Raw genomic sequence first — 13792 nt, forward strand, 5'->3', positions numbered from 1 at the left:
TTTAATATCAAGGATTTATCAATAATTAGACTCAGAGGCAGGAACATCAACCAAGATAAATGTGGCAGCCGCTGCCCCATGCAGCGAAATGGCATCCTGTTCTTCAAGGCGTACCTGGTCATGCTTATCTACTTCGATGTTATTAATAAGCATGCTGCCATCCAATACATATATTAATGACTTGCGAAGCTTAAACGTCTTGAATTTTATACTCTGCCCCTGCGAAACTTGTCCATAGTATACAGTAGAATTAGAGTTGAGGAAAGGAACGTTTTCCAATACTTTTTGGCCAGTAATCAAAGGCACCAGCTTATCCTTTGAGTCTAGAAAGTCCAGGGTCATGTGCTCATACGATGGCGCTAACCCCTGCTTGTTTGGTGAAAACCACAGCTGAAGAATTTCCGCCGATGCATCGCTATCATTTGTTTCGGAGTGACTAATGCCAGTACCTGCTGTAATGCGCTGTACGTCTCCGGCTTGCAAGGCCACCTCGTTCCCGAGGCTATCCTTATGCACTAGCGCTCCATCCAGTACAACAGTTATTACCTCCATTTCGGCGTGCGGATGCGTGGGGAAACCGTTATGCGCCTTTATCAAATCGTGGTTGAATACACGCAACGGCCCGAACTGCACATTGGCAGGGTCAAAATAATCTGCAAAGGAGAAAAGGTAATGCGATTGCAACCAGTCCCCGATAGTGGCCTTATGCCGTTCATTAGCTGTAATGAGTTTTATCATAGTTAAGTCTTACAGAGGTTCGATATGAAACTGAGATGAGACTGATTAGCCTATACTCGTAAGACTTTACGCAGTCAGTAACTTCTTGTTAAGAAAAGCTACCTTTAGAACAGCTGAGTCACAAAAAAAGGCCAGCAGCTTTACCTTTGTAAAAGCTGCTGGCCTAAAGTAGCCTGTCAGACAAATTAATCTACTTTCTTGAGCTTTTGCATCTCCTTCTGCAAATCAAGCACGATGCTCGAAAGCTTATCAAGAGAAAGATCCGCGATTGGGAATGTAGAGCTAATGTATGATTTTGCTTCCCAGATCTCCACTACATCCTGTAGGTGCACCTCATACGGTGAGTACACCGGGTTGTCGGAATGAAGGCGCAAGGTAGAGCTGCCTTCCGTTTTATTGAAGATACGCTTGAACACAACGCCTTCTTTCTGGCTTACAACAATGCAAGGGGTACCGTCTTTAACCTGACTCCAGTCCTCCACAAAGCGACCTACGATAACAGTGCCTGAAGCGATAGGCAACATAGAATCACCGCTGATTTCAAAGGCACGGAAAGTACCGGAGTTACCTAGCATAGGAAGTTTAAAGCGTGGTAGCTCTTCTATAAACTCAGCATCTGCATACCCATTAAGGTAACCTGCACTGGCTTTGTAAGGCACCAGCTCAATGTTCTCCCTTTCATCTTGGTCTACAGTGATAGCCAACACACGCAGGTTTCCACCTGCTGCCCTGTCAGTCCCGCCAGCATTACCATAAGGTGCCGCATGCTGCAGGTCACGGGTTATCAGGTCGTCTAAGGACACTTGAAACAGTTTGGCTACATTTACAAGTGTGCTCAGTTTAGGCTCTGCCCTTCCCTCTTCATACGCCCCCACCAATGAGCGTTTAATATCTAGTTTTTCAGCAAGCTGTGCCTGGGTATAACCGGCATGCTTGCGTAAGTGTCTGATGTTAGATGTAACCAACTGCATAATTGCCTGTTTTTAGATCTCAATGCTACCCGATAAGGTCCTCTTCTGTAAAACTAATACAATTTTAGTTATTATACTAATTTAATTAGCAAATATTTTACAACCACCTAAATGTTATATTGCATTATTACATATATAGAATTTAAATTTTAGTATATTTTTCAATATTCTTTATTTAGTACAATATTACACTAGCACAATACCTAATACAAAATTGCTTTTCTGCTTTTAAACGCACACTTTTATGCCAACAACTTAAAACCAGAAAAGATATATGCAAAACAACTACATCTCCTTAGAATAGAATTCTGAAATCCATAGTGCAATTACACCAGAATCTGCATCAAAAAAGCTTTAATTAAGTGCTCAGAATAAAGCTTGCAGCGTGTTTTTGCACATTTTTGTGCCCATTACTCAATAGCTTTTAATTGAAGCAAATTAAAGTGAACCTTTTAAACAAACGCCCGGTTACGTAGGCTAGATATAAAAGTTGCGCTTTAACCTAAAAAATTTATCCCCCTTATAAATTTTATAACCTAATGGCTACGTTACGAGCAGTAAAACAAACAGTGTCTTTTATAGTACTCACAGCAGCGGTCACTTTTACTAGTTGCCAGAAAGAGGAACTTATGGAACAGCAGTTCAATGAGCCGCAAGCTATTGCTTCGTCACTGGATGGCCAGACCATTGAGGGGCAATATATCGTAGTTTTTAACAATAACTCATCCGCAGATCTGAGTTCTTCTGGGCAAAGCTTCAGTAATAGCAGAATTGCCTTTGCTACTATGCGTACACAGGCGCTTCAGGCAAATGGCATCTCGGCAAAAGATATTGAAGTTGAATATAACGGTGTAGTTAACGGCTTTGCTGCCCGTTTAACACCCGCACAAGTTGCCGGGCTCCGTAAAAACCCTGATGTTGCTTCAATCGAGCAGGACCGTATAGTTACACTCAACCCTGTAGTAACTGAAAATGTAAACACAATAGCCAGCCCTCAAGGTAAAAGCGATACCAATAATGGCAAGAAGAATACCGGTATCCCGCAGCCAGTTGGCAATGAACCAACTCCACTTAACCCCAATCCAACGCCAGCCACTATACCATCCTTACCATATACTCCAATCACCGCACTCCAAGGCGAGACTATTCCCTGGAATATAGAGCGTGTTGGATATGGCGATGGTACTGGCAAAACGGCATGGGTAATTGATTCTGGCATTGATACAGACCATCCCGATCTAAATATTGATTTGGCACGCAGCACCTCATTCATATATGGCAACGCGTCTATCGAGGATGGCTATGGTCATGGGACTACAGTGGCTGGTATAATAGGTGCTAAGAACAACGGGACAGGTATGATTGGTGTGGCTTCGAATGCAACTCTGGTGGCACTGCGTGTTTTCGACAACGCCGGTGCTGGCACCGTTTCAAGAGCGATCGCTGCTGTTAATCATGTAATCAATAACGCCGCGCCCGGCGATGTAGTTAACATGAGTTTAGGCAGCGGCATTTCATCTACCCTCGACAACGCTGTTAAAACTGCCGCTGCTAAAGGCATTCTATTTGCAGTAGCTGCAGGCAATAGCTCTGTAGACTGCTCAGGCACCTCTCCTGCACGCGTAAACGCAGAGGGGGTTTACACTATATCAGCGATGGACAGCTATAATAAGATGTGGGCGTCTTCTAATTATGGTGCAGGAGTTGACTTTGCTGCACCAGGCGTGAATGTAACCGCTACAACAATTAAGGGTACAATTGGTGGCGGACACTATGGCACGTCTATGGCAGCCCCACATGTGGCCGGCATCCTTTTGCTTCGAGGTGAAGTACTGAGCCAGGGCACCATTACCGGTGATAAAGATAATACACCAGACCCAATCGCATCTCTGAATTAATAGGTTGAGAAGTATAGTTAGAGAAAGAAATGGCTGCCGGTATTCCTGTCAGCCATTTCTTTTTAGGTTTGTATTACCAACTATTTTCTTTCTTGTATATAGAGATCGATAGCCTGATCTTATAGTACTCATATTTCTCTCCCAAGGCCTCATAAAGATCCTTTAGTTTTGCATCAGCACCCTGCTTGCTGATTTGTTTTGCAATAACGCTGTACTCGCTTTTGCTCACATACCGAGATAAATCCACGGCATAGCCCTGCTCATAAAGCGTCGCCAGGTGCGAGAATACGGTTACAGGGTTCAGATTGCGCTCTTTTGCCACAAGCTCTACACTATAACCCTTCTTTAAGAGCTCAAAGGTGGCTAAATGTGTCGCGCCTTTAATCTTGTTACCCTTATTTTGTTCTTCATTAATAAAATCAATGATCGCAGTGATGAAGGCATCGCCGTAACGCTCGTATTTTTGTGCCCCCACCCCTGAAATGGCCAGCATCGCGATTTTGTTAGTAGGCCTTTCGGCGGCCATTTCCTGCAGTGTTGTATCTGTAAAGATCACATAGGGAGGCACGCCATACTCATCGGCCAGACTCTTACGGAGCGTACGAAGTTTTTCGAACAGTGCATCTTTAATAAGCTCTCTTTTAGGCCGTGATTTAACAGCTGCTTCTTCCTGTTTTACTTCCTCAAATTTAACAAGTTGCACCTTGCGGCCTTCAAAAAGCACTTGCTTGCTCTGCTCCGTCAGCTTTAAAGTATACCCTTGGTCATAAGCCATCTCAATCAGCCCTTCGTTAAGCATCTGGTGCAGGTAGCGGTTCCAGTCTAGAGTGCTAACCTCGCGGCCTACGCCATAGGTCTTCACCTTATCAAAACCAGCCTGCAGCACTTGGGCGTTGCGTGCGCCACGCAGCACATCTACAAGCAGACTCATGTTAGACCGTTCTTGGGTACGCGCAATGGCAGAAAGCGCTTTCTGAGCTATAACGGTACCATCAAAGCGTGTTGGCGGGTTACGGCAAATGTCACAGTTGCCACAGTCTTTCGTCATCGTTTCTCCGAAATACTGCAGCAATATGCGGCGCCGGCATGCGGCTGCCTCGGCAAACTGCTGCATCCGCTCCAGTTTAACCAATTGCAGTTCAGTTTGAGCCTCATTCTGGTTATCCTGCAGCATGGAGCGCATGTTCATCACATCGGCATAGCTGTAAAACAGCAATGCATCCGAACTTGCGCCATCACGCCCGGCACGGCCAATCTCCTGGTAATAGCCTTCCACGTTCTTGGGCAGGTTATAATGGATCACCCAGCGCACATTAGATTTATCGATGCCCATACCAAAGGCAATGGTTGCACACACAATGAGTACATCATCATTCAGGAAAGCCTCCTGTGCTTTTGCGCGCTGGTTAGGCGACATGCCCGCATGGTAAAACGTGGCGTTAAACCCGCTTCTTTTAAGCTTATCCGCCAAAGATTCTGTTGCCTTTCGGCTCAAGCAATAGATAATGCCTGGTTGGTTATGACGCCGCGCCAGGAAATCGGTGATTTTATTGAATCTGTCGCGGCCCGGCTTTACCATCAGGTTGATGTTTGGCCTGTCGAAGGAGGCAACGTATACTTGCGGGTTGCGCAGGTATAGCTGTTCTTGAATGTCTTTCTGTGTGAGTTTGTCGGCGGTGGCAGTTAGCGCGATAACCGGTATACTTGGGAACTGCTGCTTCAGGGCTTTTAGCTGGGTATACTCCGGCCTGAAATCGTGCCCCCATGAGGAAATACAGTGCGCCTCATCCACAGCAAACAATGACACGTTAACGCGCCGCAAGAAAGCCAAGAAGCCAGACGAAAGGAGCTTCTCAGGAGAAACGTAAAGCAGCTTAAGTTGGCCTTCAAGACACTGGTTCTCGATCTGGTACTGCTGCTCGGCAGTCTGCGAACTGTTGATGTAGGCAGCCGGAATGCCGTTGGCCAGCAAAGCTTCCACCTGGTCTTTCATCAGGGCTATCAGCGGAGACACTACCACACAAATGCCAGGCTGCACCACGGCAGGCACTTGATAGCAAACAGATTTACCACCGCCTGTGGGCATCAGCACCACTACATCTTTCCCCTGCAGCACACCTTCAATAATCTGCTCCTGCATGGGCCTAAACTGCTCATACCCAAAGTATAATTTTAAGGCTTCCCTCGCCTCCCTGATCGTTGCCATACGTAATATCTCCCACTGCGGCTTTCCCGCACCTGCTTCATCAAACTATTCTTCAAAGATACCCAATAAGCCTCTCAAATACGAATGCTATACTTTGTATTGCCGGCCAAATAATAACCCTGATTAACTGACCTCGTACCTATAGCATATAAAAATTTAGAAACTTAAATACCTATAAGCTATGAAATCTGAGATTACGAATAACCTGGAGCATGTTCTGATTAAATGCATGACTGCCTGTGAGACTTGTGCCACTATGTGCCTGCAGGAGGACGATGTAAAGAAAATGGTGCGTTGCATCATGATTGACCGCGACTGCGCGGATATCTGCCTTCTAACAGCTCAGTTTGTGGCGCGTAACTCTCCGCATGCCAAGCATGTTATGCGCGAGTGCATCGAGATCTGTAGATTATGCGAGGAAGAATGCCGTAAGCATGACATGGATCATTGCCAGCATTGCGCTGACATCTGTAAAGAATGTGTGGAGGCTTGCGAAAACTGGATGAAATCGAAATAATTTTTCATACGTGGATTAAACAGAAAGAGGCCGCACTTAATTTATAGTGCGGCCTCTTTCTGTTACTTTAAAGGAAGCAGCTTAGAAGATCATATCTAGTATGGCTACGATAATGGATAGTACAAGGCTAAAAAGCAGTGCGGCAAAGAAACCTGAGACATCGAAGCCGGCTACTAAAGCATCGGCCATTAGTATCATTAGCGCGTTTATAACAAGCAAAAATAGGCCAAGGGTAAGCACGGTAACCGGAATAGTTAAAAAGATAAGTATTGGCCGGACAATGGCATTGAGCACCGCTAAAACCAATGCCAGTATGATGGCGGTCAGGAAGCCATCAATGGCGACTCCGGGTAAAATATATGCGGCAAGCATGGCTGCTACGCCCGTTAATAAAATCTTAACAATAAATCCCATAGTTTATAGTTTTAGACAAATATAGTTGAATTGCTTTATTACATTAAGCAGTGTACGGCAGAGGGCTATCAAAGATGGTTGGCTTTTAAAGAATTGTAATAAAAAACCTCATAGGCAATGTGCCTGTGAGGTTTTTTAAGTATAAACTAGCCTTTTTCGGCCATAGATCTCAGCGTGTTAAAACTGCGCTTCGAGTTTTTTCTGGGAAACGGCCATCCAGTTAACCAGTTTCATCAGCACGCGGGCTCCCACATTGCCGTTCCACTCACTATCGCCTGGCGCTACTTCGCAAAGGTCAAAACCAATGATCTCACGGCCAGACTTCACCAACTGCTTGATCAGGTAATTGGCTTGCTCAAACTCCAAGCCGCCTGGCACCGGGGTTCCAGTAGCAGGGCAAAGCTTCGGATCAAGCCCGTCAATATCGAAGCTGATGTATACTTTCTGAGGAAGCTGAGCAATGATCTTTTTGCACTCCTTTTTCCAGCTATCGCCGGCATACATGTTCTCCTTCAGGGTGGCATCGTAAAAAATGGTTACGCGGCCATTAGACTGCTCAGCCAATTCTGTCTCGGCCTGGCAAAGGTCACGGATACCAACCTGCACCAGCTTTTTTACCTGCGGCAACTTAAGGGCATTAAACATGATGGAAGCATGCGAATACTCAAAGCCCTCGTAAGCATCTCGTAAGTCAGCATGCGCGTCAATCTGCAGGATACCATACTCCTCATGCTTTTCGGCAAGGGCATGCATCAGGCCAAGCGGTGTGCTGTGGTCGCCGCCAAGCACGCCAACCAGTTTGCCTTGCTCCAGGTAGGTCAATGCTTTTTGTTTCAACCACTCCAGCAGTTCTTTGCCTTTGGCAGTTACCTCAGCAGGCAGCTTCTCAAACTCAGCCTTGCCAATTTCAGGGCTTCCGGCTTCCAACCAGCTGATGTAAGCCTCCGCTTTGTCACGCAGGGCATTGCTTGTGGCGGCCCATTCCTCAGAGATTTCCTCCATGGCTACACCCAGTTTCCAGGCATCTTTTATACCTGGCTCAAACAAATCGAGCTGTGGGGAGGCATCTTTAATGGCCTGAGGCCCCTGCGCTGTGCCGGCGCTGTACGAAACAGTCACTTCCCAAGGCATCGGGATAACCACCACTTCAGATTCCTCCACGGTAAATGGCAAACCGAAAAGACCACCGCTTATATCTCCTACCCCGTTGGGATCGAAGTCTTGGATTTTTTGTTCTTTGCTATTCATTGGTTGGCTCTGCTGAGTATGCGTCAATGGCTTCCTGCGACCCGTTGTTCAGCAACTCCTTCACGAAGTTTGGCAATGCAAAGGCAGCCATGTGAATGTCCTCGTTATAGTATTTCAGGCCTTGCTCTTTCGAGAATCTGGCTGCTGCCTCACGATCGAATGTAAGCGGCGTTGAGTTGCCTTTAGATGAGTAGGAGAAGCTCCAGGTACCGGTTGGGTAAGTAGGGATGGCTGCCAGATAGCAATGTACCTTATCCTGCCCGAAGATCTGCTTGTAGGTCTCGTAGATCTCTACAAACACGGCACTGTTAAAGCGCGGCGACTCAGACTGCGTGATCATTACGCCATCAGGGGTCAGGCAGCGGTGTACCTGGCTGTAGAACTCAGCCGTGAACAACCCTTCGCCTGGGCCAACCGGATCCGCAGAGTCCACAATGATCAGGTCGTAACGGCCATCCTCGCACTCGTTAATATATTTAATACCGTCCTCAACCAGCAGGTTCAGACGTGGGTTATCAAAGGCTACCGCAGTTTCCGGCAGGTGCAGCTTGCAGGCCTCAATCACCAGTTCGTCGATCTCAACCAGCGTTACCTCTTCCAGTTGCTCATGGCGAAGCAACTCGCGTACGGTACCGCCATCGCCGCCGCCAATTACCAGCGCGCGCTTGGCTTTGGTGTGGCTGAACATTGGCACGTGCGTGATCATCTCGTGGTATACATACTCATCTTTCTGCGTGCACATCACCATGCCATCCAGCGTCAGCATGTTGCCGTACGCCAGTGTTTCGAACACCTCCACACGCTGATAAGGCGAGTCTTTTTTATAAAGCTGGTTACCAGAGTGCTTCAGCGAAAGAGCGATGTTCTCGTCGCGCTCGGTGAACCATACATCACGGGTAATGGTGCCAATCTCTTCCTGTGGCTTAGCCGAAACATCGCGCAGTGACTCCAGGTTGAAATCGTTACGCTTCAGCAGACTAAGCTGGCCGCGGCGTAATTCCATAGAGGAGCCGTGGCCCGACTGGAAAGCTTCTTTTAAATAGTTGTAAGATACCCACGGATCAACGGAGTCGCCGCACGTAAAAAGGTCCACGGCTGCGTAACCGTACTCTGGCCAAGTATGAATAGCCAAATGGCTTTCCTGGATCACCACCACACCGGAAACACCGTATGGCGAGAAATGGTGAAACGTGCTGTTGATAACAGTGGCTCCGGCCGTTTCGGCAGCGGCTACCATGCTGTTCTCGATATGAACTACGTCGTTCATCAGCTCAGGAGAGCAATCGTAAAACTCAACTAAAATGTGTCTACCTAAAGCGTTCATCAATGGGTATAGAAGGTTAAAAAATTAATAAGAGAGCAAAAAAACAAAATATACCGCTATTATCAAAAGTAAAACAGCAGCACAAAGGTATACTGCATTGTGCACCAATGTGTTAAATATTTATAGCTTTTGTTACTGAAATCTGCCTATAGGTATGCCCAGGCTTAGGAGCGCGGCAGTTCCTGGGCCACAATGCTCTCCACTTTATATGCTTCTTCCATGTCCTCAAACACATCGAAAACATTGTTTATAGTGTTAAACTCTTTGAGCAAATTGAACTGTGCAATGTGATAAATCAGGAAAAGCTCTGACTGTGTGAAGTTTGCCTTAGTTATAAAACTATAATACTCTCCCTGGTCCTGGGCCTCGGTTCTGTACTTCTGAATAAGTTTGAACAGCACGCTCAGGTTTTTGAGGTATGGGTTCAGGGAGTTTTGGTAAAATGTGAAGTGGTATGTAAAATAATCCTGAAAGAGATGCAGCAAGTATGGCTGTGTTTTGTCCTGAGGCTCCAGGCTGCGTACTTTTTGCACAAAAGAAGTCAATACCTTTTCCTGAAAGAAGACAAAGAAATTGGAGCCGCTCCAGGTGCTCTCGTTAATATCATAGGCTGTGAGGCCGTCTATGATGTCGTTGTGCTTTTGGATGAAGCTGATGTAGAGCGTGGAGAAATTTTGCTGCTGAAATATTTTCTGGGTCTTATGCAGTTCGAAGCGCTGCAGTTCGAACTCCCGCTTCTGATAAGTTAATGTGGCGAAAAACAAAAACACGCCCGCCAGCGCCCATAAGGAACCGACTATGCCACCGATAAACTCGCCAAATTGCCCAAGCACGCCTTCGCGGTTAGCGGGGTCAAGGTACAGCTCTTTTATCAGTTCAAACTTAACGGTGCCCCATACCAACACCACAGCTCCCGCTATAATCAGAATATAACCGGTAAGCTCATATCGGCTCAGTTTGTGTTTGGGTTCAGGCATGGGCTAAGTTGAGCGCTTGGTTATAACGTTATACTTCTGGTGCTGCAAGCAGGCAGTTTTATTGAATTAGAATATCATACCCGTACTTAGTTTCCGCTCAGTCAGTTTCCAGCAGGTTATTTTTACCGAGGTCGAAAGTTCGGATGATTTCAAGGATTTTAAGAAATGTCTTCGAGTCGAAGAAGAGTAGCAATGGTAACTCTACGCTCTTGGAGTTGTGTGTAAAGCGGGTAATAACGGTAAAGACCAACGGCTGAAAAAGCGGATGCTGTACCAGTATGTCTTTAAGAGAATCGGCTATATGGCTTTTGGGAGCTTTTGGCGGCGATCCGTAAATATAAGCTTTAAGTATGTTTGCCAATTGTGTTACCAATGCCCCGGTAATTATATTGCTGATCTCCAGCAGCAAAGACTCCTGCATAACCGAAAGCTCGCCTTCCTGCACCTCCAGCATACCCAGGCATACTTCGGATAAGCGTACGATGTGCCCATCTGAGAAAAGCATTAGCGTGGCGCCGTTAAAATCGCCCTTGATATCAGATTGTATAATGACATGCGTGTCCTCATACTTTGCCACTAGGTTCAGGAGCTCTTTTACTTCAATCAGCTGTATATCCGGCACCTTTAACAATACCTTATCTTTAGCGATAGCCGCAAATGAATCTGCCGCCCTTGCTAAGCCAATATTTAAGATCTCCTTGATAATATCTCTCTCTAACTCTGTTATGTGAGGTTCAATCATCATTTTTGTCGCGTTTAGATTACTCTTTTCCATCGCCTCGCCCCTGCCTCATGTTTATAAAGTAGCGCGTAATGGCCGGCACATCCAGTACCAAGCATACCCTACCAGTACCTAACAGGGTAACGCCACCATAAATATCAATCTGCTGCAGCGGTTTGCTTAGCGGTTTCACCACTATGTCCTGCTGTCTGTACAGTTTATCTACAATTAACCCGAGCTTCCTGTTGTTGTAAGATACAATAATAATATTCTGTACCTGTCCGTTCAGCCGTGTTTTGTCACCGAGGTTCATGTTTGCCTCCGGGGCATTGAGAAGCTCATTAAGGTATACTACCGTAATGGTCTCACCTTTCAGATTAGCGACGATTACATCTCCCACCTCATGTAATTCATCTCTATCTAAGGCTACCACTTGGTCTGTGTGGATCAAGGGTATAGCGTAATAAATGTTATCAACCTCAAAGAGCAAGGCGCCTTTCACCGCAATGGATGTTGGCAGCTGAAGTATAAATGTAGTGCCTTTGCCCTTCTCAGAGTCCACTGTAATCCTGCCGCCTATAGAATCGATCGCATTCTTAACAACATCCAATCCTACACCGCGACCGGAGAACTCCGTTATTTCTTTAGCCGTGGAAAAACCCGGCTCGAATATGAAAGAAAGTACTTCATTGTCAGCCAAATCTTTCGCTACCTCAGCTGCAACCAGTTGGCGTTCTACGGCTTTCTTCATAACCGTTTTCATGTCAATGCCCCTGCCGTCGTCCTGCAGCGTGATTAACACGTTATCGCGATCGCTTTGTGCGCTCAGGCGTAGCTCTCCGGCTGCCTTCTTTCCTTTCTTCTCCCGCTCTTCAGGTTTTTCTATGCCATGTGTGATGGCATTTCGTACCAGATGCAGCAAAGAGTCTGTTATAATCTGCAGGATATTCCGGTCAATCTGGATATCCTGCCCTGATAGTGACAAGTTCACTTCCTTATTCTCGGCTGCTGCAATATCACGCACAATGCGTGGAAACTTATTAAACAGAGAGCCAATATTTACCAGCCTGGCATCCATCACGCTGTACTGCAAGTCCTCTGTGATGCGGTACAGGTGCGAGCTTACCGATTTCAAGTCATCGTTTCCTAACTCTCTGCTAATAGAGATGATCCGGTCGCGGTCTATCATCAGCTCTCCTACCAGGTTCATCATGTGGTCCAGCTTTTTAATCTGGATGTAGACAAGCTCTGAGAGCGACAGGTTTTTAGACGTGTTGTACTTCTGTACTTTCGCCAGTTCAATCGTGCTCTCCGAAAGGTTCTCTACAATGATGTCTAGGTTGCGCAACAGAATGGGGTCGGGCTCGCTAAACTTGGGGTTATCCACGTTATGGATAAGCTCTCCCAGCATATCGATGCCATCGAACAGCACTGTCACAACTTCATCGCTAAAAACTAACTCTTTACTGCGGATAAGGCTAAAGGCAGTTTCCAGCTTATGCGATATATCCGAGATCTGCAGGTAGCCAATGGCTTTAGAGTTGGCTTTCAGGTTATGGAGCAAACGGAAAATTTCGGCCAGGGTCTGTTCGTCCTCCGGTTGTTTCTCCAGCGTGCTGATATGCCTGTTGAGCGCATCAAAATACTCTAGGGCCTCGGCAATAAATATTTCTTTATACTCCTGTTCTCTCGATTTCATAATCCTCGCCAGTTGCACTGACCTGTTGTTCTGATACTAGCTTGTTCAGAAACAGTGGTATTTGCTGCAGCGGCAGCACCTTATTTATATAGCCTCGCTGTATGGCTGACCGAGCCATGCCGAACACGCTCGACGTTTCCTTATCCTGTGCAATCATGAACCCTCCCCGGTTTTTTATGGATAGTGCACCGAGTGTACCGTCTTCCCCTAAGCCCGTAAGTATAACCCCTATTATATGCTGCACAGCGCTGTTGGCAACGGAATGCATTAATAGGTCTATAGAAGGTTGATCGTAAAGCTTTGTGACTTCCTCAGTAAAACCAATCTTAAGGTTTGATGCGTTGCCCATGACGGGCTCCACAATCATATTCCTGTTGCCGGGAGCGACTATTATAGTACCTTGCTTTAACGCCGCCCCCTTATAGCCTTCCACTACCTCAAGCAGTGTGAGCTGCTGCAGGCGTTTAACAAATGCTTTCGTAAAACTTTGCGGTAGATGCAGCGCTACAAGTATCACTGCCTGCAAGTCTGGGCTTAGCTTCTGCAAAATACCTTCAACAGCCTGTGTGCCTCCGGTAGAGCCTCCGATTACAATTACAGTTTTAGGCTTGAGTGGGCAAGCTGCTTCTAAACGGAACACAAATTCGTGCTGCAATAGCTGAAGCCTATGTTGCGTGGTGTGCTGTGCTGCTGCTTGCATCCCACGGACCTTGCCAAGTATACCCGAAGCTATACTTCTATAATTGGCATAAGGCCCTTGCCCAGGCTTACAGAGTATGCTGTATACACCCAGCGCAACCACTTCACGCACAAAATCTAGGTTAAGCTGCTCTGGCTGTACTAATAGCAAAACAGGTATGGGCATTTCTGCAGCAATGCGCTTGAGTGCCTGCGAACAGTTGTTTCCAGGGAGATCATAATCCAGCACTAACAAATTTGGCTTACTTACCAAAACTAGCTCTAGCAGCTCGGTAGTGGTACCAGCTAGTCCATTTACATGCAAATCTGACTCTGAGCCGATAATATCTTCCAGTATCAGCCGTACATACCTCGACCTGTCTGCAATAATAACTTGCAAT

At 46.4% G+C, this 13792-nt stretch carries 12 protein-coding genes; 2 read left to right on the top strand and 10 right to left on the bottom strand.

What is annotated here, in order from left to right; translation table 11 throughout:
- Window positions 1–18: 18 nt before the first annotated feature.
- Window positions 19–738, bottom strand: coding sequence for a pirin family protein (locus tag D1627_RS07830; RefSeq protein ID WP_119431654.1), 720 nt, complete (start codon window positions 736–738; stop codon window positions 19–21).
- Window positions 739–923: 185 nt separating this feature from the next.
- Complete coding sequence (locus D1627_RS07835) at window positions 924–1709, bottom strand: XRE family transcriptional regulator (protein WP_119431655.1); 786 nt, start codon at window positions 1707–1709, stop codon at window positions 924–926.
- Window positions 1710–2338: 629 nt separating this feature from the next.
- Here D1627_RS07835 and D1627_RS07840 point away from each other — a divergent pair.
- The gene (locus D1627_RS07840) at window positions 2339–3607 is read left to right on the top strand and encodes a S8 family serine peptidase (RefSeq protein WP_119431656.1); all 1269 of its coding nucleotides are present in this window, start codon (window positions 2339–2341) and stop codon (window positions 3605–3607) included.
- A gap of 73 nt (window positions 3608–3680) precedes the next feature.
- Here D1627_RS07840 and recQ read toward each other — a convergent pair whose 3' ends face one another.
- Window positions 3681–5813 carry a DNA helicase RecQ gene (gene recQ / locus D1627_RS07845; protein WP_119431657.1) on the bottom strand — a complete coding sequence of 711 codons (2133 nt, stop codon included), beginning with the start codon at window positions 5811–5813 and terminating at the stop codon, window positions 3681–3683.
- A gap of 181 nt (window positions 5814–5994) precedes the next feature.
- Here recQ and D1627_RS07850 point away from each other — a divergent pair, with 181 nt between their 5' ends.
- Complete coding sequence (locus tag D1627_RS07850) at window positions 5995–6330, top strand: four-helix bundle copper-binding protein (protein WP_119431658.1); 336 nt, start codon at window positions 5995–5997, stop codon at window positions 6328–6330.
- 81 nt (window positions 6331–6411) lie between these two features.
- On the opposite strand, the gene D1627_RS07855 is transcribed toward D1627_RS07850, so the two are convergent.
- From D1627_RS07855 to D1627_RS07885, 7 genes are all read right to left on the bottom strand, one after another.
- Window positions 6412–6744 (bottom strand): phage holin family protein, encoded by a 333-nt coding sequence (locus D1627_RS07855; protein WP_119431659.1) that lies wholly within the window; start codon window positions 6742–6744, stop codon window positions 6412–6414.
- 177 nt (window positions 6745–6921) lie between these two features.
- Window positions 6922–7992: an agmatinase family protein gene (locus tag D1627_RS07860; RefSeq protein ID WP_119431660.1), complete on the bottom strand. Its 1071-nt coding sequence runs from the start codon at window positions 7990–7992 to the stop codon at window positions 6922–6924.
- Complete coding sequence (speE, locus tag D1627_RS07865) at window positions 7985–9316, bottom strand: polyamine aminopropyltransferase (protein WP_119431661.1); 1332 nt, start codon at window positions 9314–9316, stop codon at window positions 7985–7987. The genes D1627_RS07860 and speE overlap by 8 nt, the downstream gene beginning before the upstream one ends.
- A 164-nt stretch (window positions 9317–9480) precedes the next feature.
- Window positions 9481–10293 carry a hypothetical protein gene (locus D1627_RS07870; RefSeq protein WP_119431662.1) on the bottom strand — a complete coding sequence of 271 codons (813 nt, stop codon included), beginning with the start codon at window positions 10291–10293 and terminating at the stop codon, window positions 9481–9483.
- A 97-nt stretch (window positions 10294–10390) separates the two neighbouring features.
- Window positions 10391–11038 (bottom strand): chemotaxis protein CheC, encoded by a 648-nt coding sequence (locus D1627_RS07875; protein ID WP_233555552.1) that lies wholly within the window; start codon window positions 11036–11038, stop codon window positions 10391–10393.
- Window positions 11039–11054: 16 nt separating this feature from the next.
- Complete coding sequence (locus tag D1627_RS07880; protein WP_119431663.1) at window positions 11055–12713, bottom strand: chemotaxis protein CheA; 1659 nt, start codon at window positions 12711–12713, stop codon at window positions 11055–11057.
- Window positions 12688–13791 carry a chemotaxis protein CheB gene (locus D1627_RS07885; protein WP_119431664.1) on the bottom strand — a complete coding sequence of 368 codons (1104 nt, stop codon included), beginning with the start codon at window positions 13789–13791 and terminating at the stop codon, window positions 12688–12690. Before D1627_RS07885 ends, D1627_RS07880 begins: the two co-directional genes overlap by 26 nt.
- Between the last annotated feature and the right edge of the window lies 1 nt (window position 13792).

This window comes from Pontibacter oryzae (assembly GCF_003576375.1).
GTDB classification, from domain to species: Bacteria; Bacteroidota; Bacteroidia; order Cytophagales; family Hymenobacteraceae; genus Pontibacter; species Pontibacter oryzae.

Coding starts and splice junctions, on each gene's coding strand:
- D1627_RS07860 (WP_119431660.1), bottom strand. CDS start 7,992: ATGAATAGCAAAGAACAAAAAATCCAAGACTTCGATCCCAACGGGGTA.
- D1627_RS07855 (WP_119431659.1), bottom strand. CDS start 6,744: ATGGGATTTATTGTTAAGATTTTATTAACGGGCGTAGCAGCCATGCTT.
- D1627_RS07880 (WP_119431663.1), bottom strand. CDS start 12,713: ATGAAATCGAGAGAACAGGAGTATAAAGAAATATTTATTGCCGAGGCC.
- D1627_RS07830 (WP_119431654.1), bottom strand. CDS start 738: ATGATAAAACTCATTACAGCTAATGAACGGCATAAGGCCACTATCGGG.
- D1627_RS07870 (WP_119431662.1), bottom strand. CDS start 10,293: ATGCCTGAACCCAAACACAAACTGAGCCGATATGAGCTTACCGGTTAT.
- D1627_RS07875 (WP_233555552.1), bottom strand. CDS start 11,038: ATGATGATTGAACCTCACATAACAGAGTTAGAGAGAGATATTATCAAG.
- speE (WP_119431661.1), bottom strand. CDS start 9,316: ATGAACGCTTTAGGTAGACACATTTTAGTTGAGTTTTACGATTGCTCT.
- D1627_RS07850 (WP_119431658.1), top strand. CDS start 5,995: ATGAAATCTGAGATTACGAATAACCTGGAGCATGTTCTGATTAAATGC.
- D1627_RS07835 (WP_119431655.1), bottom strand. CDS start 1,709: ATGCAGTTGGTTACATCTAACATCAGACACTTACGCAAGCATGCCGGT.
- recQ (WP_119431657.1), bottom strand. CDS start 5,813: ATGGCAACGATCAGGGAGGCGAGGGAAGCCTTAAAATTATACTTTGGG.
- D1627_RS07840 (WP_119431656.1), top strand. CDS start 2,339: ATGGAACAGCAGTTCAATGAGCCGCAAGCTATTGCTTCGTCACTGGAT.